Source organism: Leptospira chreensis (genome assembly GCF_016919165.1).
GTDB classification, from domain to species: domain Bacteria; phylum Spirochaetota; class Leptospiria; order Leptospirales; family Leptospiraceae; genus Leptospira_A; species Leptospira_A chreensis.
The window spans coordinates 157693-182376 of sequence record NZ_JAFFPS010000021.1 but is presented as its reverse complement, the minus strand read 5'-3'; the positions used below and the strand labels follow the sequence as shown (position 1 = coordinate 182376).

Genomic DNA, 24684 nt, shown 5'->3' with positions numbered 1-24684 from the left:
ATCTTGGGGCTTATATAGGATGTTCTAGGTTCCGGCAAAAATTCAATGTTATAAATAATTGCTGGGAGTTGGTTGTACATAATTAAAAGACGAACGTTTACATCTTTAATTGTTTTCTGTAGTACCTCGAGTTCAACAAGAGACAAGTTCAACTGATTTGTTTGTACATTGAAGTTAAAAAGAATACAACCAACTCCAAAAAGAAACATTAACAATGTGTTGATCGTGTATCCTAGAGGGCGATACCATTCTAACCCAAATAAATGAGGGAAAGTAATTCTTTGGAGAGTGAGTAATAAACAAACTGTGATAAAGAAAAAACGAAATGCTTTTGGGTATGTGTTTAGCCGGAACACCGTTAATCCAAAAACAAGTAAGGCTCCCGCGTGGAACATTGCCGAAGGCATTGCCTTCCATAAAAATGATAGATCCGTTAACAATAAGGAAGCAAATATAATAAAAATAACATAATAAGATATATAGATTAGAGTAGGGCTAATTCTTTTGCTGAGAATTGGTAAAACCGCAGAAATGAGTAGATACGAAGAAATTAATGAAAATGTCTCAGCGAAAAAAAAGTATAATGTTTGGTTTGAATCTCCAAATAAAAATAAGGTTAGATTCCTTAATACGAGAACAGCCAAAAAAAAAGCCGTATAGGCTAATTTGACTTCCGATCTAGAGTGTTTGGAAAGGTAATAGATAATAATCGCCATCGAAGTATTGAATACTACCGAGATGACGGTAACGGCAAATATTACATTCATTTCAAATGGAAACATCGTTTTCGAATAACTCCGCTACCTGCTTTATCAATTGTTCGTTGTTAAATGGCTTTACCATCCAAGCATCGGCACCATTAAACAATGCGTTGGAAATAATATCTGGTTTGTCTTCTCCAGATAAAACAATGATCTTAAATTCTTTGTTTTTAATGATTTTTTTTGATTCTCGGATTAGGTTGACTCCACTTAATCCGGGCATATTGAAATCGAAAATTCCTAATCGAATGGAAGGATCAGAATTTAGAATTTCAATAGCCTTTTCTCCTGTGTCACAAGCTTGTACGGAATGTCCTTGACTGCTCAATGCCAGCCTAACAACATTTAAAACTGTAGGAGAATCATCTACGACTAGGATCGATAGCATTTTTATTATATAAGCTGGGAAATTAATTTAAGCAACGATTCATTTGCAAATGGTTTTACAAGCCATCCGATAGCACCAGCTTCCTTACCTTTGTTTTTCATTTCGTCACTAGATTCCGTGGTCAACATAACGATTTTCATGGATTTTCCATTTTCCGTTTTTAAAGCTTTTTCTGTCAGTTCAATGCCTGTCATACCCGGCATGTTCACATCAAAAATTCCGATGTCGAATCCTATGGTTTCTATCTTTTGAAGAGCTTCCATTCCGTTGTTAGCGGATGTGACTTCGTGACCTTCCGTTGTTAACACCAAGTTTAAAATTTTCAAAACTGCTGGTGCATCATCTACCGTTAATATTCTAGCCATTTTATTTCTCCTCTTCTATTAATGGGAATCGAATTGTTAAACATATATCTTTTGTGTTTTCGTTTCTGAAATTATTTTCAATATTATAGATCTGCACATTTGCCTGGTGTTGATCCATGATTTTTTTGACTAAAGGCAATCCAAGTCCAAATCGGAACTGTTCGAATTTAGCATAACTATCGTCGACGACAGATGAAATTCTGAAAAATGGTTCGAAAACAAAGGATTCTAATTTCTCTGGAATCCCGCTTGTTCCATCGTTATTTTGATAAGCGGGGTTAATTATTTTTAATTCCAGAAAATTTTCTTTATGAAAGAAAATTAAATAGATAACATCTTTATCTCTTGAGTATTTGATCGCATTAAGAAAAATTTCGCGAATTACATAAGAAAGTTTGATTTCATCAAAATGAATTTTTTTTCCAGAAACAGAACTTGGAATTTGGCTTAAGTTTATCTTTTGCGATTTGATTAAAAGAGCTTCGGCTAGAATTTCTGCTTCCTTTTGAATGATGGAAAGTAATTTTGTAGGAGATTCTTTTGTTTCGACAATATTCTCATCATCAATGACCGATTGAGATATGGACATACTATCAAACATACTCTTGGCAGCTTCATAGTTTTCCGATAACAAATCCATTACGGGTTTTGGTACAAAATAAATTTTGCCTTCCGAATCCAATTTACTTTTTGAAATAAGAATGCTGACAACACTCATCAAAGTTCCAATCCCACTACCTTGGAATAAACTGATATTCATTTGATGGATGATATCAGCTGCAATGTTTTCATTTTCTTTGTGAGATAATGACTTTTTCCAATCAAAGATATCCACCATTCGTTTATACAGATGGTTTTCTGCTTCGTTAATGAATTGAGATTTTTGTTTTGTCAGTAAAAATTGAAGGGAACGATCTAACGTAAATTGTAAATGGCTTATGTCAATGGGGGTTTGGATAAAATCATAAACCTTGTGTTGTTTTAATAAGGAAGCTGTAATATCCCATTTTGTAGTATCTGTAATGAGAATAATCAGTGTGTGAGGAAAATGTTTACTAAATTCTGAAAGTTTTTCTTTCGTTCCTTCATCCTCTACATCCGAAATATGAAAAATCAAAAAATGAAACTTTCCTTGCTCTAAGGCATGACGTATTTCTTGGAAATGACTGACTCTTTCGAATGTATATCCAATTTCTATTAGTGAATCTACAAGCGAATTCGTATGAATACTTTCGAGTAATAAACAATGCGGAATCATATGGACGCAATTTCCTTTATTTTATCAACGATCTCACCCAATGGCACTTGGTAAGTAACTGCACCGAGCTCAAAGGCTACCTTAGGCATTCCATAAACTACACAAGTTTCTTTGTTTTGCCCAATGGTTAGGCATCCTTGTGTTTTTAGTTGTAATAATCCTTTGGCTCCATCGCTCCCCATACCTGTTAGAATGATACCGATACTGTTTTCGGCTATGTCTTGTTCGGCGACGGATTCAAACAAAACATCTACAGAAGGTCTGTGCCCGTTTTTTTTATCGGTTTGAGAAACACGTGTGTAATAGTCGGGGCCGATTTTTTGAATCCCTAAATGGTAATTACCTGGCGCAATGTAAACATGTCCGACCTGGAGGAGTTCTTTATCTTTGGCTTCTTTCACTCGGACTTTCAATTCCGAATTGAGTCTTTGTGCGAATAGAGCTGTGAAATTTTCTGGCATATGTTGTGCCACAAGAATTGGTGGGAATGTTTCGTCCACATCATCTAATAACTTTCGTAAAGCGGTTGTCCCGCCCGTGGATGATCCAATAAAAATAAACTTTCTTTTGAAGTTTGTTTTTTGTTTTGCTTTGGTTTCGGTGGGAGTGAAAGTTTTGAATGAAGCACTGAGATTGGCAGTGTTAAAGTTTAAACATTCATAAAGTTTGGAAAGTAAGTCTTCTTTGGCCTCGATCAAACTTTCAGGAGTTCCAATCGGTTTGGTCACATAGTCAAAGGCACCTGCCTCTAATGCTTCTAAAGTGATACTGGCTCCTTCTGTTGTGGAAGAACTAAACATAATCACTGGCATTGGATATTGGGGGAGTAATTTTTTTAAAAAAGCAATACCATCCATACCTGGCATATGGACATCCAAAGTCATCACTTCTGGTTGTTTTTCGACAATCAAATCCCTGGCTTCGAAAGGATCGGCCGCTTCGCCGATGACTTCCCATTTTGGATCTGATTCAATCCAACGTTTGATCATACTTCTGACAGATCTTTGGTCATCTACAACGATTACAGTATGTTTTTTCATGTGTTAACCGATGTTAAGTGTTGGCTAATCAATTTTCTGACATCTAAAATAAGTCCTGCATGGCCGTTTCCAAGGATAGTGCAACCAGCAAGTCCATTGATGTTTTTAAAAATAGGAGATATGGGTTTGATTACAATCGACTGGCTTCCGAGAATTTCATCAAATACAATGCCCATTTGTTTTTCGTGTGATTCGGTAACGATGACATATTTTTCTTTTAATGTCCTTTGTTCGTTTAAATCAGAATCTTTTCCGAATAACAAGTTAATATCTACGATGGATATTTGGTTAGTTCTGTATTGGATGCTATGATTGTTTTTGTACAGTTCATTGATAGGTTCATTAGAAACATACATGGATTCTTTTACATCTACGGATGGTAAGATAAAATATGTATCTGATTTGCGAACCACAAGACCTTCGATAATGGCGAGTGTCAACGGAACACGAATGAGAAATGTAGTGCCTTGCCCATAAACAGAAAATACATCTACAAATCCTTTGAGTGTGGTTACATTCTTTCTAACAACATCAAGTCCAACACCCCTGCCGGATAAATCGGTGACTTCTTTGGCAGTCGAAAATCCAGGATGGAATAAAAAATCCCAAACTTCTTGGTCTTGGAGAATCTCTGCTTCGGAATATCCAATGAGCCCGAGAGAGATGGCTTTGTTTAGAATACGTTCTCTGCTGAGGCCTTTCCCATCGTCTCGCACTTCAATCCAAACTTCTTTTCCTGATTGGGTGGCTGTGAGTTGGATGGTTCCTTGTGTTTGTTTCCCTGCTTCTTTTCTTTCTTCAGGCGTTTCTAAACCATGGTCGATAGCATTACGGATGATATGTACAAGTGGATCATACATTTCTTCAATGATGGATTTATCAATTTCCGTATCTTCCCCAGAGATGATGAGTTGGACTTGTTTCCCCGTTTTTTTGGCTGTGTCTCTCACAAGTCTTTCCATTCGAGAAAAGACGCCGGCTATCGGAACCATACGAAGACTGAGAGTGATTTCTTGGAGGTTACGAATTAGTTTTTTTAACTGTAAGGCTGTTTTTTGAAAATTCTCTAACTTTAGTTTGGCGATATCTGGATGATCAGTCACCATCGGTTCGGTGATCACGATCTCTCCCACAATATCTAAAAGAGAATCTAACTTATCGGTATCGATCCGAATGTCTTTTTTTACGGCAGCTTTTTTGTCGTTTTTGGAGTTATCATCCGCTTTATGAATCTGGATGGTTTCTTTGACAACTGTCTCTGATGATTTTTGGAATAAACCAAATTCTTCTTCTTTTACTTGTTTGGAATCCGTTGTAAATAAACCAAATTCTTCTACTTCCTTGGGTTTTGGGTCCTCAGTAAACAATCCGAATTCTTCTTTTTTGTTTTCTTTGTGAAGGTTATCGCTAAAGAGACCAAATTCAGCTGTTGTTTGTTTGGCGGTCGGTTCCTCTGACGTTTGCTGTAATAGAAGTCGAATGGATTCGTTTTTTTGATTTAATTTATTTAAAAACTGAGTTTGTTCCTCAGAAAAAAAATCACCCCCAGAAGGAGCAGATTCTTCATGTTCAACAAGTTCATTGAGATGATCGAGAGCCGTGATTAAAAACTCGAGAGTGTCTTCATCCTGCGCCTCTGGATTCTTTCGTAAATAGTCTAAAAGATTTTCGGCTGCGTGGGCCATCTTTACTATGGCTGTTAGTCCAAAAAAACCGGAACTTCCTTTTACCGTATGGAAATGGCGGAATAAAGTATCTAGGAGGTCTCTCTCTACTAAACTACCATCGAGTGTTGATTTTTCGAAATGGAGTAACTCCTTTTCGATATTTTCTAGTGTTTCTCGTGCTTCTAGTAGGTATTCTAAAACGTCGTCTCTTTCCATGGATTAATTTCCCGGAATTTCCTTAATCAAATGAGTCTCTTCTTGGGTAAGTAATCTTTGTAAGTTGATCAGAATTTTAACCGTGTCTCCCACTCTCCCTGTGGCATAAATAAATCTTGAGGATTTGGATTCCCCAATTTTGGGAGCTAAGTCAATGTTCTCTACAGGAATTCTTAAAACATCGTTTACTGTGTCGACAATGAGGCCGAGAGGTAAACCATCTAATTCTACAAGTAAAACACAAGTTCTATCATGATATGGTTTGAATGGCATATCAAACCGCAACCTAACATCCATTACTGGAATAATTTTTCCTCGAATGTTGATGACACCTTTTAGAAAGGGAGCCGTTCCCGGGATGGTTGTGATCGCAGGAAGGGCAAGGATTTCTGTGAGATGACGAACTTCAAATGCATAATCCCTGTCTTCGAGACTAAAACAAAGATACAAGTCTCTCATGGTATCTTCGTCTGCATTCAAATCCCATGACTTTAATGTCTGACTCATATTCTGGCCTTACAATACAATTCTTGGTTTTTCGACTCGGGTGAGGGCGGTTGTTTTGGCACCATCCTCTTTGAGTTTGAAACCCATAATGACGGAACGCATGATTTCCACTTGGCGTTTTAAAGTTTCACTGGAGGCAGCCACTTCTTCTGCGGATGCCGCAGTAGTTGACGTAACAGTTGTTACTTGGTCTATCCCTTGTGTGATTTGTAAAACTGCTGATTTTTGTTCATGGATGGAAAGTGCTAGGCCTTTTGTGAGTTCACTTACGTTCTCTGCACTTTCGGAAATTTTTCCGAGAACCTCCGCGGTTTTTTCCGTCGCTTCATTACCCAATTTGACTTTTTTCATGGATGATTCAATGAGGAGTGTTGTTTCATCCGCAGCATTTGCACTTTTTTGCGCTAAATTTCGTACTTCTTCGGCAACAACAGCAAATCCTTTTCCATGTTGTCCCGCCCTTGCTGCTTCTACCGCAGCATTGAGTGCAAGGATATTGGTTTGAAAGGCAATGTCATTAATGACTTTATTGATTTTGGAAATTTGGTCAAAGGAACTACTGATTTCTCCCATAGCAGAAACTAAATCCTTCATTTTTGAATTTCCCTCAATCGCTTGTTTGGCGGTAGATTCAGAAAATTCTGTCATTTGTTCTGCATTTTCTGCATTTGCCAAGAAACTATTGCTGATCTCTGTGAGTGTTGCAGAGATTTCTTCCACAGCACTCGCTTGTTCACTAGCAGCTTCAGACAAAGATGTACTGGCATCGGCCAATTGTTGTGCACCCAGATCGACTTCTTGAGAGGTGAAATATAGTTTTTCGACAACCTCAGACAAATTGACTAACATTCGTTTTAAACTGAGACCTAATTGGTCACGTTCCGATTTGAGTGTAACTTCGGAACTTAAGTCAGAGTTGGCAATCCGTTCTAAGTGTTCGGCCCGTTCTTTGATAAAAGTAACAAGCTCCATAAATGCTTGCGAAAGTTGTTGGATTTCGTTTCCTTCTAAGTGTTTTCCTTGTTTCGATGTTTTATGTTTTGTATCTAAGTCTACATCCAAATCTCCAATGGAAACAGTTTGTGCGACTTCTACGATTTTTTTCATTGGTGCGGCAATGGAATCGGAAAAGAAGATGGCGATGACAAAAACAAAAACGAATGCAAGAATGACTACGGAAGAAACAATAACAAGTGAGCTATTAAATTGGTCTTCTGATTGATGGTATTCCTCTTTAGCAACTTTCAATTGTACTCGAATCAAATCATCCAAGTGATGGGTCAATGGTTCGAAGATAGGATACATATCTACATTGACAAATTTTTCGAGTTCTTCTTCATTTCTCGTTTCGAGCAGGATTTTGAGTTGTTTGACACCGGCTTTGAGGGGGGGGAATTCCTTTTCCATCTGATCGATGATCACTTTTTCTTCCGGAACAAGGTAGGTTCCTAAATAAACTTTCCAGATTTCGTCGGCTTTGGTTTCCGATTCGCGGATTGACTCTAATGCTTCCTCGACACTGATTTTTTTCGCACGTACTTTATTTGCTGAATCAACAATCCCAATCAGATAGGCATCGGATACTTCCTTAATCTGACTTATGGGGACCACACGGTCTTCGAATACGGTGTGGAGAGAGGCTAAAATCTGACTTGCCGAATAGAAACTGGCAGCTGCGACAACAATCATTAAAAGAATTGTTACCATAAAAGCCAAAAGTAATTTGACCCGAATTTTTAAATCATGAATCCATTTCATAGTTTTTCCCTAGAGGTGGACGGAAAGATACTTCGTATATGGTTTTAGTCAAGCCATTCCTAATATTAAAGTATAAAAAACCAATTTCGTTAGAATTGATTTAAAAAGTTTTGGAATAACCTAAGCTAACATAGAATAAATGGGCAGGGATGTTTTGTAAGGTATAAGCCTCTCTGAGCCAGGTTTTGACAATGCTGTCCCTTAGGGAATTGCCAGTGTTTATTTGTTCGATCGAATTTAGAATTGAGGTATTGTACGCACCGTAAATGCGCGAAGGATCGACCACTTTTCCGTCTTCGGAGCTACGATTCCAGTGCGATTTGTTCGGATCTCCTCCGGCATACCCAAAATAATTGTTTGTATCCCATAGATAGAGATCGGGCCGAAAGATATGAGCGAATTTGATAAAAAAGTCTCCAAAGAAGAACGAAGTCGATGTAGTGATGTCTTGGATTCCGTTCCGATTGTCCACCGCATTGTTTCCCATGGCATATCCAAGATTGAAATGAGGCATAATTCGAAAGAATTTCTCTTCCCTAAAGGTATAAGATCCACTGAGTGAGATATAATTTCTGCCGGACATAAGTCCGCCATTCTCTGTGGAGTATTGAGTATAGTATGAAATGGTCGGTTTGACGATTTTTAGAAAGGGGAGTTGCCAATGGACAAAGTATTCGTGCCACATAAGCCTGTGGATGGCGTCCGGATTGTTCGTATTAAACGTGTTATTCGGTCCTCCTGAGGTATGGAGATTTTGTTTTTGGGTTCCAGGTGCGAGAAGTGAATTTGACGTTTTTTGAAAGGTATTATAAAACCAAATCCCTACAGAAAACTCACCCCATTTTGTTGGATCAAACTGATAACTCATCGTAAAGAAGAGACCATCCGCTCTTCTGTTTCCGTTCGGTTCTTTTTTGGGTCCATATCCTTGGTTGGGACTGTAACCTAAACAAGGGTCGGATCCTTCGCCCGTGGAAATTCTTTCATGGACAGACTGTACGCAAGGGTCTTGGCCATAGGGATCAAAAAATTTCACCTCTTCTCCTAAATAAGAAGGACCAACTCCACCGGGACTCGACTGGAGAAGGCGTCTATCGGAGTCTCTATCGTCTCTATTTGTTAGTTGGAAATTTCCAAAGAGTGACCACATGAATTTTTTATCGGGTGACCAAACATTGATCGTGGGTTGGAGGGCGGGTGCATAAGTAAAACTTTGGTAGGCCGCATTATTCCTTCGGCTTTGTGACTCACCGACAAACGAATTTCCTCGCCAAAGGAAGTCCGACACAATCTCTGTATTCGTTTCTACAATCAGAGATTTTGGTTCTTCTGGTTTGGTTTCTGATAAGATCGGAAAGGAAAATACTAAAATCAGAAATAGGAAACTAAGGGTTTGGATTTTTGAGAAGGGATTGGAATAATTCACGGAATCTTCTGCCTCCTTCCTTTCGGATCGGGTCTTGTAACAGAGTTTCCGAACTTCCTTTTGAGGTTAAGATGACCTTATATTCTTTTTGTAATAACAAAACATGGACATACTGTGCGAAGGCTTCCGCATAAGTATCATCTGCATTTGTTGCTGCATATAAAGATACGAACTGCGTATTGGTGAGTTTTTTATAAAGAAATTTACCTTCAGGGAAAAGGGATAGGGTCGGAGTGTTTTGATAAAATTTGATTTTGTTTCTTTCGGGAAAAAAAGTAGCTTCGTAAGGAGAATAGGTTTCTGACCACCAAATTCCTTCGAAGAGAGGAAAGTTACGGAAGTCCCTTTGTTTTTCGGAAAAATCGGGGGCATGATTTTTAACGATGGATAAAATATGACCTAACTCGTGTAATAAGATAAAACGAGTTGCCGTTTCTTTGGAATTGTTATCATCTAAATGAATTTGGATAGAATTTTCCTTGGAAGGAAGAAAAGCCGTAGATTCTTTTTTGGATGCCCAAGTATTACCACCGTCTCCGAGTAGATCGGAATCCATATAAATAATGCCACCAATGGGTTTGCCTGCATCATCTCGCACAATGCCAGTAAGTCCTGTGGATCCTAAGTTTGTTACAAAGTAGATTCCATAGATCAGTGCGTCGGCAAGAGCGTTCACTTCTTTCGGAAGTGATTTCTCGATAAGATTCAGTTCCGATTTCCAACGGGAAAGATCTTTGGTGGGACTCGGAACATCACTAATTTCATCTATTTGATTGATGGCATTTAATGTATCCAATCGTTTGGAATCCAACGAATAAACACGATCCTTCCAGGTTCCCTGCAAAGAGGGAAGTTGGTTTGACTTTAAACCAATACTGTTTTTGGCCCAATCGGCATAGGGGTTTGTGGGAATCGAAAATGATGGGGGTGTACATACCCAAAAAAGGAAAGGAAGTAAGGATATGATGTAAGGATTCGATCGCATTTGCCGATTGTATTTCTATATGAAAGGATTTGTTGGTCTATGCTTTTTTTTCCCATGGATCCTTTTCGCTGAAATCAATCCATGGAATTTACGACCCGATGTGCGTATTTTAACTAGAAAAGAAGTGTCACATATTGTTTTGGAATCAAGACCTGACCATTTTCGAGTGACTCTCATTGTTTCTGAACGATTTCCTTACAATTATAAAGCCCTTTCTCACCCTTTTTTCTTTCGAATGGAAGATGAGAAAAAAGCTTTCGAACTTGCGAATCAAATGGACAAGTATTTGGATACTGGAAAAGCTTTCACCATCACCTTGAATGGATCAGAGATCCAAACTTTGGTATGGGGAGAACCCTGATTGACACGTTCCTTTTATTTATACTTCAAAGAAATCTTTCGTAAACCGACTAAATCAGAATGGGAAATTTTAAAATTAGTAGAAGCCCGTTATGATAAAGAATATACATTTTATATTTTTATCACACATATCATCGTTTATTCCTTACTGATTGCTCCACCGTTTTCGGAAATTCGAATGCAAGTTCTGCCTTATTTACTTGGGGTGTCGATTGCAAGACTGATTCTACTTGTGCAGTTTTATACAAGGAATGTTCCCATTCAAAGAGTCATTTACTTCAGTGGCATTGTGGCGGATGGACTCGTTTATCTTGTTTTTATTGTGGCGATGCATTCCTTTCCTTCATTGGGAGTTTTCTATTTATTAAATTCCTATTTGATGTCTTTTGTTTTTCCCATCCTTCTCTATAGTACAAGACTTGATCCTAAAGCTTGTATTCTCAGTGCTTTTTATTTTTCTGTTTTACATATAGTTTATATTTTTAACTTACCAACTGCGGTTTCCGATCAGTTTTCTTTTTTTAGTAAATACTTTTTGATCCTTGTGTATTGGGGGAGTGCTGCTCTTGGTACGGTGTTTGTTTTAAACAAAAGAAAAGATACTACTGATATGTACAATCTTTCCGAAGAAAAAAGATTTATGTTACATGAATTGGAGCTCGCAAAAAAAGTACAAGATGCACTTTTTCCTGGAAATATTAAAATTCCAAACCTTGCCTTCACGTATTATCGCAAAAGTCCGAATGTGATTGGGGGAGACTTCTTTGACTTCGTTCAACTCCGGGAAGGAAACGTCGGTGTGTTTTTAACTGATGTTGCGGGACACGGAATTTCTTCTGCTATGGTTGCCTCCATCATGAAGGTACTTGTTTCTACCATTCCTTATCGTTTCAAAACGGCTCCGGCAAAACTTATGGATTATTTAGATGATCGTTTGACAAATGATTTAAACAAATACCATGCATCCGCAATTTATCTATTCTTTGATTTTATTGAAAAAAAACTGACACTGGGAAACGCAGGACATCCGTATTTGATTTTGGCTCACAAAGGTGAGGACTACCAAGAATTAGAAACACAAGGTGCCATCCTTGGTTTTAATATCAAAATCCCACCCATATCTGAAAAGACTTTGCCCATTGCTCCGGGAGATCGTTTTTTTATCTATACTGACGGACTTATTGAATCCACAGATGCCGAAGGGAATAGTCTGGGAACGGAAGGACTCCTTGCACTTCTCAATCGCCATAGACAAAGTTCCAACATCAAAGAACTAGAAAAGAACCTTCTTTTCGAATTAAAATCCAACTACGGACTCGACAGTTTTTCTGATGACACCATGTTTCTAATCTTGGAAGTAGAAGAATAAGGAGAATTCATTTGTCTTTTTTAGATATTCAAATCAAATCCAATTTTGCTCTTGTCACCATCAAAAGGCCAGAAGCCCTCAATGCACTCAATGATGTAGTCATCACGGAAATCGGTGCCATGGTCGACGAACTGGAATCCAACAACGCGGTTCGCGGATTCATACTTACGGGTGAAGGGAAAGCTTTTGTCGCCGGTGCAGATATTGCCAAAATGAGAGAGTTCAACGTTCGCGAAGGACAGGCATTTTCGGAACTCGGCCAAACTGTTTTTAGAAAGATGGAACTCTCCGGTCTTATCTCCATCGCTGCCATCAATGGATTTTGTTTGGGTGGGGGAATGGAACTTGCTATGGCATGTGATATTCGTTATGCGGCAACTCCAGCCAAATTAGGCCTACCGGAAGTCACACTCGGTTTACTTCCAGGATTTGGTGGGTCTCAGAGACTGCCAAGACTGATTGGAGTCGGAAGAGCCACGGAACTCATTCTCTCTGGAGATATGATTTCTGCAGAAGAAGGATATAGATTGGGACTCATCAACAAAGTCACAGATCCAGCAGAACTATTGAATGAATCAGAAAAAACCATCACTACAATCCTTTCTCGTGGACCTAACGCGATCAAGGCGGCAAAAACTGCCATTCGCCAAGGATTGGAAACCAATATGGAAGGTGGACTCGAATGGGAAAAACAACTTTTCGGTGGCCGATTTGCTGATGAAGAAACCAAAGAAGGTCTCTCTGCCTTTTTAGAAAAAAGAAAACCAAACTTCAAAGGTTAATTTATGAAAACACGGATTGGAATTTTTCTTGTTCTATTGACTTTCTCTGTTTGTAAACAAGCAGAATCCTTTCCGTCGCAAACCAACACACCTGAGATCATTTTTGGGAGTGTTGCTGATCGTGCTTTAAAATTGGAAATTGCCAACACTCCTTCCACAAGAGCCACAGGCCTTATGTACCGGACCAAATTAGGAGAGGACGAAGGAATGCTTTTTGTTTTCCCTCGACCCGATCTTTTAAGTTTTTGGATGAAGAACACTCTCATTCCTTTATCGATTGGTTATTTTTCAGAAGATATGCGACTTTTAGAATCATTCGATATGAAACCAAACCAAACAGAAGAAGTCTACAATGCGCGAAGACCTGCGATGTATGCTTTAGAAGTCAATCAAGGTTGGTTCGCAAAACACAAAATAGGTAAGGATGCAGTCCTCACTTTGGAACGGAAAGTCAGCGCCCGCGATTAATTTTTTCGTTTTTACTTGAATCTCTGAAGACCATGGTTACTATTTTTTACCATGGTTGTCAACAATCCTCGTTTAATTACCCTATTATCGGAAGAACAAAAAGCCGACTTGGCTTCGATGGAAAAACAATTTGCCCATCATTTAGAATATACCATTGGTAAAAACAGATTTAATCTCAAAAACGAAGATATATACAAAGCACTAGGTCATACCATCAGAGATTTTTTAATCGATCGTTTGAATGTCACACACGAACGTTATCGAAATGAAAATCCCAAAAAAGTTTTTTATTTTTCCTTAGAGTTTCTTATGGGACGCACTCTTATGAATGCTCTCATCAATCTCGGGTTATACGAAACCATCCAAACGATGCTTCGGGGGATTGGTTTTGAACTTACCGATGTTTTGGAATTTGAAACCGATGCGGGTCTTGGGAACGGGGGGCTTGGACGGCTAGCGGCTTGTTTTTTAGATTCCATGGCCACTCTCAATGTTCCTGGATTTGGTTATGGAATTCGTTATGATTATGGAATTTTTAACCAAATCATTGCCAATGGAAACCAATTAGAAATGCCTGATCACTGGGATGCCGATGGAGTTCCTTATGAAGTGGTTCGTTCCGATATTTCCTTTTCTGTTGGGTTTTTTGGACATACGGAAACGAAAGTTTCAGGAAAAGGAAAAATCCAACACGACTGGGTTCCAGATGAAACAGTCTTAGCTTCTGCACATGATTATCCCATTCCCGGATTTAACACGAGTACGGTGAACTACTTACGACTTTGGGCTGCCAAATCTTCCGAAGAGTTCAATTTGGATTATTTCAATCATGGCGACTACATGAAAGCCGTACAAGATAAATCCATATCCGAAAATATTTCCAAAGTATTATATCCCAACGACACCACCGAACAAGGGAAGGTGCTTCGCCTCAAACAACAATACTTTATGGTTTGTGCCTCTCTCCAAGATATCTTAATTCAGTATCGTGAATCTACACAAAATCTAAAAGAACTTCCAAGCTACGTAGCCATTCAATTGAACGATACCCATCCAAGCATTGGAATTGCGGAACTTATGCGAATTTTCCTCGATTCTGAAGAAATGGACTGGGAACCGGCTTGGGAGATTGTCACCAAAGTATTTTCTTATACCAACCATACCGTTTTACCAGAAGCTTTGGAAACATGGAGGGTAGAACTTTTTGAAAAACTTCTTCCGAGGCATTTAGAAATCATTTATGAAATCAATCATCGATTTTTATCGGATGTTCGTAGCAAGGGTGTTCTATCGGAAGAGGAAATCAAAGAGGTCAGTATCATAGAAGAAAGCCATGAAAAACGAATCCGAATGGCAAACTTGGCCGTCATTGGTTCTTACCGCGTGAATGGTGTTGCGGAACTCCATTCGGAACTCATTAAAAAAACTATCTTCCAAGCCTTTACCAAAGTATTTCCTGAAAAGTTTAATAACAAAACCAATGGAATCACACCACGTCGTTGGTTACTCCAATCAAACCCTAGTTTGGCGAATTTAATTTCTAAACGAATTGGGAATGGTTTTACAACCGATTTATACAAATTAAAGGAATTGGAATCCTTTGTAGGAGATGCCGATTTCCAAAATGATTGGCGTAAAGTAAAACAAACAGCCAAAGAAGAGTTAACCAAACTCATCAAAAGTGAAACAGGAATCTCCATTGATCCCAAATCCATGATCGATGTACAAATCAAAAGGTTTCATGAATACAAACGCCAACTTTTAAATATCCTTAGAGTGATTGCCGAATACAGACGAATCAAAGAAAATCCTTCTCGTGTGATCACACCACGGACTGTGATTTTTGGGGGAAAGGCTGCTCCGGGATATTATATGGCCAAACTCATCATCAAACTCATCAACAATGTCGCTTGGGTGATCAACCGTGACCCGGATGTTGCTGATCGGTTGAAAGTGGTTTTTTTACCCAACTACCGAGTGAGCCTTGCGGAAAAAATCATTCCTGGAAGTAATTTATCGGAACAAATCTCTACGGCAGGAACGGAAGCTTCTGGAACCAGTAACATGAAATTTATGTTAAACGGTGCTTTGACCATTGGAACCTTGGATGGCGCCAATGTGGAAATTCTAGAAGAGGTGGGTGCGGAAAATATTTATATCTTTGGTCTCCACACAGAAGAAGTCTATCGTTTGAAGGAAGCCGGATACCAACCCGCTGATTTCATCCATCGGAATGAAGACCTCCACCGCGTCTTACTGATGATCCGTGAAAATTTATTTTCCATGGGAGAGCCTGGTATTTTTGGCCCCATCTATGATAGCCTGTATTATACAGACAGTTACCTCCTGATGGCTGATTTTGATGCTTATGATGCGACTCAGGAACTCGTAGCCCGGGACTATTTGGACGAGACCACCTGGACGAGAAAGTCCATATTGAATGTGGCTAGGTCTGGCAAATTTTCTTCCGACCGCACCATTCGGGAGTATGCCAAGGACATCTGGAAGGTTCCCCTCCTTGACACAGTTCCTCCTAAAACTATCTACAAATTGCCACAAAACTGAATCGACATAAAAGAACTAAGGTTGTATCGTTCCAAGGAAAGGGTCCCAAATGAGTAAAGGTTATATTATATGTGTCGATGATGAAATATCGGTATTGGAAACGCTTGCGGAACAACTTCTGGCTCGATTTGGCGAATCCCATATCATCGAGACGGCAAGCAGTGCCGAAGAAGCACTTTCCCTCATCGACGAAATCATCAGTAGCAACGACATCGTGGAGTTGATTGTTTCTGACCAAGTGATGCCTGGAATGAAAGGGGATCGATTTTTGGAGCAGGTGCACCACCGCCTTCCCGATGCGATCAAAATCCTTCTCACCGGCCAAGCGGGACTTGATTCGGCAATCTATGCTATTAATAACGGGGGACTCAGTCGGTATGTCGAAAAACCTTGGAACATTGAAGAACTATCCAAAGACATCAAAGACCTACTCGATAAGTTTCGGCAGAATTTGGAAAACCAACATCTCATCCAAGCCCTCAACCGTCGCATCATCGAATTGGAATCGCAGCAGCAGTAAAATTCCATCTCTAATTCTCGTTTTTCTTCTTCTTTCTCTTTCGCCTGTTTTTGGGAAAGAGAAAGAACTCACACCCGAACAAATTTCCAAAAAGAAAGATGTTCTTTCTAAAATCATTCGTTATGGCACAAGCCAAGAAAGAAAACAAGCGTTAGGTGAGCTCACAAGGTTTCCGAAAGAGAATGCGGGTGAACTTTATGAACTCATTGGCGAACAATTAAAAACTGAAAAAGATATGGGGATGAAGATTGTCCTCCTGAAAACCATTGGTGATTTGGATTTAAAGGATAACAAAGATACCATTATTTCTCTTTTTGAAGATTCCAATGAAGATGTTGCCAAACAAGCCGTAACTTCTGCTAAAAAAATGAAACTAGCGGAAGCCACAAATCCCTTACTTGAAAAAGTAAAAAAAGAAGACTTCACTAAAAACTCCAATTCACTCAGTTCGTACATCAGTGCTTTGGCGGACTTACCGGATGGAAAAGTGGCAGCCCCCTTTCTCGAAACCAAATTTCGGGAAAAGTTTAACAATGCAGATATGCGGGGCCAAATCGCCTTATACTTTGGAACCGTTTTATACTCGGATGCAGAATCGGCTCTTATGGAAGTGGCTTTTGATGAAATCCAACCCACAACGTTACGATGTTATTCGATGAATACTCTGGGTAAGTTAAAGTCCGAAAACGCCAAACCAAAGTTCTATGAACTTTTAGATTCCTTAAAGAAAACTGCCGGTAAATTGGACGCTAAAAAAGCCCAGTCTTTAAAGATCTATGCCATCGGTGCTCTTGTGACTATGGGCGATAAGGAAGTATTCCAGGAACTGAATGAATTTGCCCGGGATGATGATAGTATGGTGCGGCTCCGTGCGATTGAATTTATGGGAAGTTTGAAAGATCCAAAAGCTTTGGAGTTATTGGAATACAAACGCGACCGAGACCCGAGTCCCAAAGTGCAGAAGGCCGCAAAAAAAGCCATCGACCAAATCAATGGAAAAGACAGCCCTCCTGAGGAAGAAAAATCCGTAGAGGAAAAACCAGAAGAAGAACCCAAATGAAATTAAAGGTTTTCACTTCTTTTTTGACCTTTCTTTTGATTGTCTCTGGGATCTCTCTCCATTCCGAAGAAGATGGACGTTATACAGGCCCCATTCCGCGTTCCGAAAAACGGATCTTAGACGGGAAATCGGAATTTCAAAAGACAGGTGCTTTTCCCTTGGATTGGAAGTTATTTTATAAGGGAAAACAAGGGGATTTTGTTGTTTTTTATGATTTAAACGGAGATGAAATCCATTACCGGTACAGAAGGAATAAGTTCGATTTGGACGGCGAATTCTTTGTCAAAGATTTGTTTCCCGGAAATCCCTACCGTGTGAAGGGGGAATGGATTGGTTATTATTTTTATTCCATCGATGAGAGGGGAAAACGTTCTTCTCTTCCCACCCCCAAAAAACTACCAGCAGAACCCAAAGAGTTTATCGATAGGCAATCGGTTCCTATTTTTAAATTAATCGAATACATCGAAGTACGCACAGACGATCTTCTATACTAGAGATCGAATTTTTGTAATAACTGAAAGTTAATAAACAAAATGGGATTTGGATCCTTTTCTTTTTCCGAATAACTGATGTTTACTGAAATAAAGGGACTTACCCATTTGAGTTTGATGATCTCTTGTCTATCAGTTAGGTTGATATTAAAATCTGTGGCATAGGTCCAGTTTTCAAACCAAGCCCTGGTTTTGGGTTGGCCTTCTCGGAAGATGGCACTGAACTCCAGTAAGTTTCCGGTATCTATGGGGATGGCTAGTTTTCCTTCCCATTGGCCTCCATTTTCTCTCGATTCAAATCCAAAAGACACTACGGCTTTTTCCTTTCGCCATTCATAAAATGCGGCTCGTCCCATTTCCTTGTACTGGTAATTTCCTGATTCATTGTATTCGCGATACCGGTAGAGTAGGTTTCCCCATTCCGATAGAAAGAAGGGAAAAAATCCCGACCTCCCACTTTCATACCGATGTCCTTCCATGGAGCCTAAATACTCAAAGCCAAGGAAGTGTCGATAACTTCCACGCGTGTAACCTAGTGTTTGTGGGATCTCTGGTCTGACTTCTGAGGGTGAAACCATCCCGTATAACAAAGGTGAATCTCTATAAGCCGTGGCATCGAAAAAGAATTTGGATTCGGGTGATTCCGATTTTAAATAGAAAAATCCAACGGATTCTTTTTTATTCAGTATGGATTCTGATTGGACTCTATGGTTTCCCAAGTCTTTGGAATTCCAGGAATCATTGATGTATAAACTCGATTTATTTTCTCCCGCTGACCAAACGGCCGAATAGGATTTGTTTGGTGATGTAAAATAAAGTCCAGGATAAGCGGAGAATGCCGCCGAGTGATACATTCCGAATTCATATTCCTTTCCTTCTCGCAAGTATCGGTATCCTAAAAAGTTAGAAAACAAGATGGGTTGGGGGAGAGGAGATCCGGTTCTTTCCAACTGCGAGTAGAAGTTCGGATCTTTGGCAAAATAAAAATGAGGGATGGGTTTGTACCGATTCCCTGATGTGAATCGAAATTGTTGGAAGGTAAGATTGGCCCCATAGGAAAAGTCTTCATCCCGCTTTTCCAAAATCCAAATTTGTCCTTTCCCTCTTCCTCCGAAAAAAACAGAAGAATGGTTTTTCTCCTCTCTTGGCAAATACCGAACATCCAAGTTTTGGTAACTCATTCCGAAAAAAAGTTCATAAGCTGGACCAGTAAGGTTTGGAGACTTTGTCTGAGTATCCTTTTGTTTTTGGTTTTTCGGATTCCAATGGGGATTCAAGTTTTGTTGGGACCTGTTATTTTCGTTCAATCGTTGTTTGGTGGAGTAAACTGTGATTTGTTTGAGTTTCCAAACTTTGGAAACCAAGGAAGCATCCTTTCCTTTTAGGGATCTTTTCCACTGAATGAAATTTTCGGGAGATTGTTTGGCTTTTTCTTTCCAGGCTGCGGCCAAATGGGGAGGAAACCCGGCCTGCAAAAGTTCTGAGACGGAAACCTGATCCGGCTTTTTCTCTACGGCTTGCAAAGTCTGTACGAGAGAAATCCACAAAATAACCCCAATTTTCTGCCAATCCACCAGGATTGAGGTCTGAAATTTCGCTTTTTAGGCCTCATTCCGGTTGCTTTTTTTGAATAGGGACATATTTTATATCTCCCAAATCAAAAAATTCGGGCCTGGAACGGGTTTTGTCCCAGGTGGATGCTAAATTACTATATAGAAACCGATAAAAACGTGAAAAAAATATTGACTTAACTTCTCATATGTTAAGTAGTGTAAACAAGCGTTTAGTATATTATTGGTATTATTTTTTAGTTTTATGTCGTCTAAAATGATGACGGGGAGGAAAAACCTATGATCGTTCGATCCATCCAACAACCCGCTTACAACCGCCACAAGGACCAAGGCCTCGCAGGGCAAGGTCCGAAAAAGGGATTTTCCCAGAACCAAACTGGGAAGACTTTTGAGGATTATCTAATGGAAGCCTTCCAAGGGGAAGTGGTTCAAAATGGAGAGTGGGTATCGCCCAGCCTTTCTGATTTGGGCCAAAAGAACCTAAAGAGGATGTAGTTCCAAAATACCGGCTTCCGGTTCTAGAACTGGGAGCCATAGGCCGACAATCAAAGTATGGAGAAAGTATCCATACTTTGGGCTCTCGTTCGGCGTGACTATGCACTGCAGTATGCAGGATCCTTTTTAGGCATCTCCTGGATGTTTTTGCAGAACTTAGTCCTCATCAGTTTGTACGCACTGGTATTCCTGGTGCTCAATTTAAAAAACCCATCCACTCAAGAAGACTTCACGGCTTATCTTTTAACCGGACTTTTGTATTGGATTCCCATCCAAGAACTTCTTGTTCGTGGCACGGGAATTCTCACCGACAATCGTAGTTTGCTGAAACGATCAAGCCTCGGCATTGATTTGTTTTTATGGATTCCCTATGTCCAATTTCTCATCCATAGCCTTGTCACATCCATTCCCGTATTTATTTATTTGGCATATTCTGGAAAATTAAACCTTTCTGGAATCCTTCTTGGATATTTGATTTTGGTTTTCTCTGGATTGTATTTAATGTTACTTTTGCATTACTTATCTCGGTTGAATATTTTATTGAAAGATATTTCACCTTTGATCCGTTTGGTGAGCCAACTGATTTTTTGGGGAATTCCTGTTTTGTATTATCCAACAGGATATTTAAAAGAGTGGAACCGCCTAAATCCATTCACCATTCCCTTGGATATCTTTCGTACTTCCGTGATTCCGGGATATAGTCCTCAATTTGATTGGATTCAAATTTTACCTTTTCTGTTTTTTTTCTTCCTTGTGTATCTACTGGCGAAACGTAAATTCCAATCGGTGATTTTGGATCATCTTTAATTTTGATGGCTTCTGTTGTTTTAGAAAATCTTTCTAAGGACTACCATGGATTTTCAAAACCTTGGAAACGAATCCTTGCCGGACTTAGTTTTGGTTACTTCGGAATTGATTCAAAATTTACCGCCTTACAATCGATAGATTTAAAAGTGGGCTCCGGTGAAATCCTCGGTATCATTGGTAGGAATGGTGCCGGGAAATCAACACTTCTAAAACTAATCACAGGAGTTATCAGTAAAGACAAAGGGAACCTCGTTGTAAATGGATCGGTGCGAGCCCTTTTGGAACTCAGCGTTGGTTTCAATCCAGAACTTTCCGGGGAAGAAAATGTTTACTTCAATGGACTTGTTTGGGGTTACAAACCATCTGAAATCAAGGAACTCACTGATTCCATTTTTGAATTTGCCGAGCTGAATGAGTTTCGTAATTCTCCTTTAAAAAATTATAGTTCGGGAATGGCGATGCGACTTGGCTTTAGCCTGGCTACAGCCAAACGACCCGATATCTTAATTGTAGATGAAGCCTTGGCTGTAGGGGATGCTAGTTTCCAACAAAAATGCCTCAAACGAATCGATGAATTTTCAAAGTCTGGATCTTGTATTTTGGTTGTGAGCCATGACCTTGGACTTATCTCTTATTTTTGTACGAGAGCGGTTCTCTTAAATAAAGGTCGTTTATTATTTGATGGAAATCCGAAAGCTGCGATCGAAGAATATATGCACGTGTTAGCTGGTGCTACAGAACCTTCTTCAGCGCAAACATCCGCATCCATTCAGGACATTCGTATTTTCCTTAAAAATTCCAAGGGTTTAGAAACTCGCCATCATTTCCTGGGTGACAATGCCACCCTTCGGATCGAATTCCAATCAGCGATCCCCATCATCAATGGAACCATCGGTTTTCATATTGATAGCGAAAAGGGAATCCGGATCTTTGGAACCAACTCACACCATTTGGGGAAAGAAAATTTAAACTTTTCGGTGGGCGAAAGGTCCATTGTCGAATTTCAATTTCCCATCCAATTTAGCGAAGGAAAATACAGTTTAGGAGTTTCCATCCACAAAGGTGAATCTCATGTTGAGGGGAGTTATTTCTGGGGCGAATCCGTTTTCGATTTTGAGGTGGAACGAGGAAAAACTGGAAAATTTGTCGGTATTTGTCATCTTCCAACTGAATTTGCGATCCAAACCCTTCCCAAACCAGATTAGAAAAACAGTTTCCCTCAAAGGAAAAAACTAAATTCTGGAAATCCTATGAAAGTTTGTGTGGTCGGAACCGGATATGTAGGCCTCGTTGCAGGAACCTGCTTTGCTGAATATGGCAATGAAGTCATTTGTATTGATAAAGATGAAAAGAAAATTAGCGACCTAAAAAAAGGTATCATTCCCATCTATGAACCTGGGCTCACGGAACTTGTGGAACGAAACCACAAAGAAGGAAGACTCCAGTTTTCCACTTCATTGAAAGATGGTGTTGAGGCTTCCGAGTTTGTCTTTATTGCCGTCGGCACACCGACATCCGATAACGGATCTGCTGATCTACGATTTGTTTTTGCTGTGGCAGAAGAAGTCGGTAAAGCAATGAACGGATATAAAATCATCGTTGATAAATCCACGGTTCCCGTAGGAACCGCTGACCAAGTGAAGGCGATTGTTGCAAAAAACACAAAACAACCGTTTGATGTTGTTTCCAATCCCGAGTTTTTAAAAGAAGGGGCAGCCATTGATGACTTTATGAGACCCGAACGTGTTGTGATTGGTGCTGAGTCTGAAGTTGCTGCTAAAAAAATGAGCGAACTTTATTCTCCGTTTGTACTAAACGGAAATCCAATCATCACTATGAGCATTCGGTCTGCGGAACTCACAAAGTATGCATGTAACGCTTTCCTTGCGACAAAGATTTCCTTCGTGAATGAAATTGCAAATCTCTGCGATGCCCTTGGTGCAAACTATGATGATGTCAGAAAAGGAATGGGAACTGATTCGAGAATTGGTCGTCAGTTTTTATATGCAGGGATTGGATATGGTGGGTCTTGTTTTCCGAAAGATGTAAGAGCACTTCTACGCACGGCAGAAGAAGTCAATGCTCCAATGCATATCATTCAATCTGTGGAAGATGTAAACGAAAAACAGAAAACTCGTTTAACCGATAAAATTTTTGAACATTTTAAATCCACAGATATGAAAGGAAAAACTTTTGGGATTTGGGGATTGTCTTTCAAACCAGGAACAGATGATATGCGAGAAGCTCCATCCATTCCCCTTATTTATGAACTACATAAAAATGGTGCCAAAATCCAAGTATTTGATCCTGCTTCTATGGAAACATCGAAGTATTATTTTGATGGAAAGGTCGAATACAAAAAGGATGCTTATTCTGCTCTCCAAGGGGCAGATGCCATGTTGTTACTAACAGAATGGAGAGAATTTAGAGAGCCTGATTTTAATAAAATTAAGAGCCTATTAAAAAGCCCGTTAGTTTTCGATGGAAGAAACCAATACAAACCAACTCTTATGAATGAGTTAGGTTTTACGTATTATTCAATCGGGAACAGGTAAATTCTTTAGTTCTTATTTTGGTCCAGCCGGTAGAATTTTCGGTTGGACTAAAATCCTCTCTCAATTTCAGACAAAGCTTCATTACACATCGATTTATCCGTATCAGTTGTTAGTTGTGGTTTGATTTCCGTAAGGATAGACTTCGCAAGTTTCGATTCACCCGCATCTTTTAACGTCAATCCATAATACAATTTTGCAGTGACTTTGCGATTTGATGTGGGATAGAGTTCTAAATATTCCTTCCAGGATTTTACTGCAGATTCTTTCGGGCCATGAATGGACTTAACTAAGTTTAAGTTGAAATGTGCGTTTTCTTTTAAGATTGGTAAAGTATTGGATTTTTGAATGGTTTCTGTAAACTGGGATTCGGCTTTTTCAAATTCTTTGTTTTGAAAATATAACAATCCCAAACGGAAGTGGATGTCTGGACTATTTGCATTTCGCCTCAGTTCTGTTTTGAGGTAAGATTCAATGTTTGGTTCTTGCAGGATTCTTTTGGAGATATTCAGGATATCGTCTTTTGTGGCCAGTCCGGAAATTTTAGTCACATAATTTCCATCCCCATCCAAAAATAGAATCGTAGGATAACCTTCAATATTGTATTTCTTTCTTAGGTTGGGAAACTCTTCTCCGTCTAACCGAACTTTAACGAAACTATCTAACACTCGACTGACTTCTGGATCAGGGAAGATCTCTTTTTCTAAAACTAAACAGTAGGTGCACCAATCTGCAAATACATCCACAATGATAAATTTTTTGTCTTGTTTTGCCGTTTCGAATCCCTTTTGGATGGAACCCCCCCATGGAGATTCGGAAAACAAAGCACTCGTACAAAGAAGGAATAAAACAGGTAGAATCTTACGAACCATCCACTGAATCCTAATGTTTTTCCCTTCTTTTGAATAGTCAATTTTCGCTTTTTCGAAATGGAATGGGCAGTTTCCATGGTCGCTAGAAGGTCAAAATATGGAATTTTTACTGAAATTGGAAGAACTGCTACGCAAACGTAAGGAAGAATTGCCTGAAAAGTCTTATACTGCAGAACTCTTCCGCGATGGTGTTGACCGCATCCTCAAAAAAATTGGTGAAGAGGCCGGTGAGGTGATCATCGCCGCAAAAAATCCCAATGAAAAAGAACTCATTCATGAAATTGCCGACTTGGTATTTCATTTAGAAGTGCTTATGGTGGAAAAAGGAATTAGCCTTTCTACCATTGCAAAAGAATTGGAAAAACGCCACAGCTAAACTGATTGTTTCCCGTTGGAAACTA

24 protein-coding genes and 1 pseudogene are annotated in these 24684 nt (G+C 39.4%); 13 read left to right on the top strand and 12 right to left on the bottom strand.

Going from position 1 to position 24684, the window contains the following annotated elements; genetic code table 11:
• From JWG41_RS06655 to JWG41_RS06610, 10 genes and pseudogenes are all read right to left on the bottom strand, one after another.
• Positions 1-782, bottom strand: a pseudogene (locus JWG41_RS06655) (PAS domain-containing sensor histidine kinase); the annotation flags it as partial.
• Positions 769-1149, bottom strand: a complete 381-nt coding sequence (locus tag JWG41_RS06650) for a response regulator (RefSeq protein ID WP_205269147.1) — start codon at positions 1147-1149, stop codon at positions 769-771. The gene JWG41_RS06650 and the pseudogene JWG41_RS06655, both read right to left, overlap by 14 nt.
• Before the next feature lie 5 nt (positions 1150-1154).
• Positions 1155-1514, bottom strand: coding sequence for a response regulator (locus JWG41_RS06645; protein ID WP_205269146.1), 360 nt, complete (start codon positions 1512-1514; stop codon positions 1155-1157).
• Position 1515: 1 nt separating this feature from the next.
• Positions 1516-2772 carry a hybrid sensor histidine kinase/response regulator gene (locus tag JWG41_RS06640; RefSeq protein ID WP_205269145.1) on the bottom strand — a complete coding sequence of 419 codons (1257 nt, stop codon included), beginning with the start codon at positions 2770-2772 and terminating at the stop codon, positions 1516-1518.
• Positions 2769-3812 (bottom strand): protein-glutamate methylesterase/protein-glutamine glutaminase, encoded by a 1044-nt coding sequence (locus JWG41_RS06635; protein ID WP_205269144.1) that lies wholly within the window; start codon positions 3810-3812, stop codon positions 2769-2771. The genes JWG41_RS06640 and JWG41_RS06635 overlap by 4 nt, the downstream gene beginning before the upstream one ends.
• Positions 3809-5695: a chemotaxis protein CheA gene (locus JWG41_RS06630; RefSeq protein WP_205269143.1), complete on the bottom strand. Its 1887-nt coding sequence runs from the start codon at positions 5693-5695 to the stop codon at positions 3809-3811. The genes JWG41_RS06635 and JWG41_RS06630 overlap by 4 nt, the downstream gene beginning before the upstream one ends.
• Positions 5696-5698: 3 nt before the next feature.
• Positions 5699-6202: a chemotaxis protein CheW gene (locus JWG41_RS06625; RefSeq protein WP_205269142.1), complete on the bottom strand. Its 504-nt coding sequence runs from the start codon at positions 6200-6202 to the stop codon at positions 5699-5701.
• Positions 6203-6211: 9 nt separating this feature from the next.
• Positions 6212-7960 (bottom strand): HAMP domain-containing methyl-accepting chemotaxis protein, encoded by a 1749-nt coding sequence (locus JWG41_RS06620; RefSeq protein WP_205269141.1) that lies wholly within the window; start codon positions 7958-7960, stop codon positions 6212-6214.
• Between the two features lie 100 nt (positions 7961-8060).
• A complete protein-coding gene (locus tag JWG41_RS06615) occupies positions 8061-9386 on the bottom strand; it encodes a hypothetical protein (RefSeq protein ID WP_205269140.1) in 1326 nt (441 codons plus the stop codon).
• Positions 9346-10371, bottom strand: coding sequence for a hypothetical protein (locus JWG41_RS06610; RefSeq protein ID WP_205269139.1), 1026 nt, complete (start codon positions 10369-10371; stop codon positions 9346-9348). The genes JWG41_RS06615 and JWG41_RS06610 overlap by 41 nt, the downstream gene beginning before the upstream one ends.
• A 100-nt stretch (positions 10372-10471) precedes the next feature.
• On the opposite strand from JWG41_RS06610, the gene JWG41_RS06605 reads away from it, so the two are divergent.
• The 8 genes from JWG41_RS06605 to JWG41_RS06570 are packed head-to-tail and all read left to right on the top strand — an operon-like array spanning position 10472 to position 17989.
• Positions 10472-10732 (top strand): hypothetical protein, encoded by a 261-nt coding sequence (locus JWG41_RS06605; RefSeq protein ID WP_408611744.1) that lies wholly within the window; start codon positions 10472-10474, stop codon positions 10730-10732.
• A complete protein-coding gene (locus JWG41_RS06600; RefSeq protein WP_205269137.1) occupies positions 10733-12100 on the top strand; it encodes a PP2C family protein-serine/threonine phosphatase in 1368 nt (455 codons plus the stop codon). It abuts the gene before it with no gap.
• Between the two features lie 5 nt (positions 12101-12105).
• Complete coding sequence (locus tag JWG41_RS06595; protein ID WP_408611745.1) at positions 12106-12882, top strand: enoyl-CoA hydratase-related protein; 777 nt, start codon at positions 12106-12108, stop codon at positions 12880-12882.
• 3 nt (positions 12883-12885) lie between these two features.
• Positions 12886-13350, top strand: coding sequence for a DUF192 domain-containing protein (locus tag JWG41_RS06590; RefSeq protein ID WP_205269135.1), 465 nt, complete (start codon positions 12886-12888; stop codon positions 13348-13350).
• 51 nt (positions 13351-13401) lie between these two features.
• Positions 13402-15915, top strand: a complete 2514-nt coding sequence (locus JWG41_RS06585; RefSeq protein WP_205269134.1) for a glycogen/starch/alpha-glucan phosphorylase — start codon at positions 13402-13404, stop codon at positions 15913-15915.
• 49 nt (positions 15916-15964) lie between these two features.
• A complete protein-coding gene (locus JWG41_RS06580; RefSeq protein ID WP_135577409.1) occupies positions 15965-16435 on the top strand; it encodes a response regulator in 471 nt (156 codons plus the stop codon).
• Positions 16350-17495, top strand: a complete 1146-nt coding sequence (locus JWG41_RS21210) for a HEAT repeat domain-containing protein (protein ID WP_332461282.1) — start codon at positions 16350-16352, stop codon at positions 17493-17495. The genes JWG41_RS06580 and JWG41_RS21210 overlap by 86 nt, the downstream gene beginning before the upstream one ends.
• Complete coding sequence (locus JWG41_RS06570) at positions 17492-17989, top strand: LIC_11959 family protein (RefSeq protein ID WP_205269133.1); 498 nt, start codon at positions 17492-17494, stop codon at positions 17987-17989. Before JWG41_RS21210 ends, JWG41_RS06570 begins: the two co-directional genes overlap by 4 nt.
• On the opposite strand, the gene JWG41_RS06565 is transcribed toward JWG41_RS06570, so the two are convergent.
• Positions 17986-19533, bottom strand: coding sequence for a hypothetical protein (locus JWG41_RS06565; protein WP_205269132.1), 1548 nt, complete (start codon positions 19531-19533; stop codon positions 17986-17988). The genes JWG41_RS06570 and JWG41_RS06565 overlap by 4 nt on opposite strands.
• 303 nt (positions 19534-19836) lie before the next feature.
• Between JWG41_RS06565 and JWG41_RS06560 the strand changes: the two genes are divergently transcribed.
• Genes JWG41_RS06560 through JWG41_RS06545 form a run of 4 tightly spaced genes read left to right on the top strand, consistent with a single transcriptional unit; the run spans position 19837 to position 23414 of the window.
• Positions 19837-20052: an LIC12298 family protein gene (locus tag JWG41_RS06560; RefSeq protein WP_205269131.1), complete on the top strand. Its 216-nt coding sequence runs from the start codon at positions 19837-19839 to the stop codon at positions 20050-20052.
• Positions 20053-20109: 57 nt separating this feature from the next.
• Positions 20110-20859 carry an ABC transporter permease gene (locus JWG41_RS06555; RefSeq protein WP_205269130.1) on the top strand — a complete coding sequence of 250 codons (750 nt, stop codon included), beginning with the start codon at positions 20110-20112 and terminating at the stop codon, positions 20857-20859.
• A gap of 5 nt (positions 20860-20864) precedes the next feature.
• Positions 20865-22064, top strand: a complete 1200-nt coding sequence (locus JWG41_RS06550; protein WP_205269129.1) for an ABC transporter ATP-binding protein — start codon at positions 20865-20867, stop codon at positions 22062-22064.
• A 45-nt stretch (positions 22065-22109) separates the two neighbouring features.
• Complete coding sequence (locus JWG41_RS06545; RefSeq protein ID WP_205269128.1) at positions 22110-23414, top strand: UDP-glucose dehydrogenase family protein; 1305 nt, start codon at positions 22110-22112, stop codon at positions 23412-23414.
• Between the two features lie 47 nt (positions 23415-23461).
• On the opposite strand, the gene JWG41_RS06540 is transcribed toward JWG41_RS06545, so the two are convergent.
• Complete coding sequence (locus JWG41_RS06540) at positions 23462-24283, bottom strand: thioredoxin fold domain-containing protein (protein ID WP_205269127.1); 822 nt, start codon at positions 24281-24283, stop codon at positions 23462-23464.
• A gap of 97 nt (positions 24284-24380) precedes the next feature.
• On the opposite strand from JWG41_RS06540, the gene hisE reads away from it, so the two are divergent.
• Entirely contained in the window at positions 24381-24659 is a 279-nt protein-coding gene (gene hisE / locus JWG41_RS06535; protein ID WP_002989187.1) for a phosphoribosyl-ATP diphosphatase, read from the top strand.
• The last annotated feature ends 25 nt before the right edge of the window (positions 24660-24684 follow it).

Bases quoted from the DNA above. Each gene is read 5' to 3' on its own strand.
- JWG41_RS06650 (WP_205269147.1), bottom strand. From the start codon at position 1,149: ATGCTATCGATCCTAGTCGTAGATGATTCTCCTACAGTTTTAAATGTT.
- JWG41_RS06645 (WP_205269146.1), bottom strand. From the start codon at position 1,514: ATGGCTAGAATATTAACGGTAGATGATGCACCAGCAGTTTTGAAAATT.
- JWG41_RS06640 (WP_205269145.1), bottom strand. From the start codon at position 2,772: ATGATTCCGCATTGTTTATTACTCGAAAGTATTCATACGAATTCGCTT.
- JWG41_RS06635 (WP_205269144.1), bottom strand. From the start codon at position 3,812: ATGAAAAAACATACTGTAATCGTTGTAGATGACCAAAGATCTGTCAGA.
- JWG41_RS06630 (WP_205269143.1), bottom strand. From the start codon at position 5,695: ATGGAAAGAGACGACGTTTTAGAATACCTACTAGAAGCACGAGAAACA.
- JWG41_RS06625 (WP_205269142.1), bottom strand. From the start codon at position 6,202: ATGAGTCAGACATTAAAGTCATGGGATTTGAATGCAGACGAAGATACC.
- JWG41_RS06620 (WP_205269141.1), bottom strand. From the start codon at position 7,960: ATGAAATGGATTCATGATTTAAAAATTCGGGTCAAATTACTTTTGGCT.
- JWG41_RS06610 (WP_205269139.1), bottom strand. From the start codon at position 10,371: ATGCGATCGAATCCTTACATCATATCCTTACTTCCTTTCCTTTTTTGG.
- JWG41_RS06590 (WP_205269135.1), top strand. From the start codon at position 12,886: ATGAAAACACGGATTGGAATTTTTCTTGTTCTATTGACTTTCTCTGTT.
- JWG41_RS06585 (WP_205269134.1), top strand. From the start codon at position 13,402: ATGGTTGTCAACAATCCTCGTTTAATTACCCTATTATCGGAAGAACAA.
- JWG41_RS06580 (WP_135577409.1), top strand. From the start codon at position 15,965: ATGAGTAAAGGTTATATTATATGTGTCGATGATGAAATATCGGTATTG.
- JWG41_RS06570 (WP_205269133.1), top strand. From the start codon at position 17,492: ATGAAATTAAAGGTTTTCACTTCTTTTTTGACCTTTCTTTTGATTGTC.
- JWG41_RS06560 (WP_205269131.1), top strand. From the start codon at position 19,837: ATGATCGTTCGATCCATCCAACAACCCGCTTACAACCGCCACAAGGAC.
- JWG41_RS06555 (WP_205269130.1), top strand. From the start codon at position 20,110: ATGGAGAAAGTATCCATACTTTGGGCTCTCGTTCGGCGTGACTATGCA.
- JWG41_RS06550 (WP_205269129.1), top strand. From the start codon at position 20,865: ATGGCTTCTGTTGTTTTAGAAAATCTTTCTAAGGACTACCATGGATTT.
- JWG41_RS06545 (WP_205269128.1), top strand. From the start codon at position 22,110: ATGAAAGTTTGTGTGGTCGGAACCGGATATGTAGGCCTCGTTGCAGGA.
- JWG41_RS06540 (WP_205269127.1), bottom strand. From the start codon at position 24,283: ATGGTTCGTAAGATTCTACCTGTTTTATTCCTTCTTTGTACGAGTGCT.
- hisE (WP_002989187.1), top strand. From the start codon at position 24,381: ATGGAATTTTTACTGAAATTGGAAGAACTGCTACGCAAACGTAAGGAA.